Annotated in this window: 1 protein-coding gene; it reads left to right on the top strand. The window is 78.2% G+C overall.

Features of this window, described 5'->3' with window-relative positions; all coding sequences use genetic code 11:
• Positions 1–916, top strand: a 916-nt coding sequence (locus MXD58_RS25695; protein ID WP_250610275.1) for a phosphatidylglycerol lysyltransferase domain-containing protein, incomplete at both ends; no start/stop codon positions are given.

Raw genomic sequence — 916 nt, 5'->3', positions numbered from 1 at the left:
GGCCCTGTCCGGCGCGGCGGTGCTCCTCGACCTCGCCCGCGGCCTCGCCGTGATCCCGGCGCTGGTCGACCTCGTCCCGTTCACGGTCCTGCTCGCCACCCGCCAGCACTTCCACGCCGCCGGCGACCCGCGGACCCGCTGGCGGGCGCTCGGCGCCCTGGCGGCGCTCGGCGCCGCGGACCTTCTCATCGGCCTGACGCTGATCCGCTTCCGCCACGGCCGCGGTGGCGCGACCGACCAGGTCCTGCACATCCTCGCCGGGCTGATCGGCATCAGCGGCCCCGTCCGGTTCGGGCCCGGCGACGGCAACCTCGTCGCCTCGGTGCTGCTCGCGCTCGGCGTCGTCACCGTCGGCGTCACCGGCTACCTGGCGCTGCGTCCCGCCCGCCCGGTCGCCGCGCTCGCCGGCGACGACTGCGCCCGGCTGCGCGCCCTGCTGACCCGCCACGGCGGTCGGGACTCGCTCAGCTACGCCGCCCTGCGCCGGGACAACAGCGTGCTCTGGTCCCCGACGGGCAAGGCCGCGATCACCTACCGGGTCGTCGGCGGGGTCGCGCTGGCCTGCGGCGACCCGATCGGCGACCCGGAGGCCTGGCCCGGCGTCATCGGCCCGTTCCTGGAGCTCGCCGCCGCCCACGCCTGGGTGCCCGCCGCCGTCGGCTGCGGACCCGACGGCGGCCGCGCCTGGCAGCGCGCCGGCCTGCGGGTCCTCGAACTCGGCGACGAGGCGGTCGTGTGCCCCGGCGAGTTCTGCCTCGACAGCCCGCCGATGCACGGCGTGCGCCAGGCCGTCGACCAGGTCGAACGCGCCGGCCACACCGCGCGGATCGACCGCATCGGCGACCTCACCGACGACGATCGCGCCACCCTCGCCGAGCGGGCGTCCGCCTGGCGCGCCCGCGGCGCCATCCGCGGC

The organism is Frankia sp. AgKG'84/4, assembly GCF_023242965.2.
Classification (GTDB): Bacteria; Actinomycetota; Actinomycetes; order Frankiales; family Frankiaceae; genus Frankia.
Note: the sequence above shows the minus strand (reverse complement) of the source record. Positions and strands in the feature narration are given on the sequence as shown.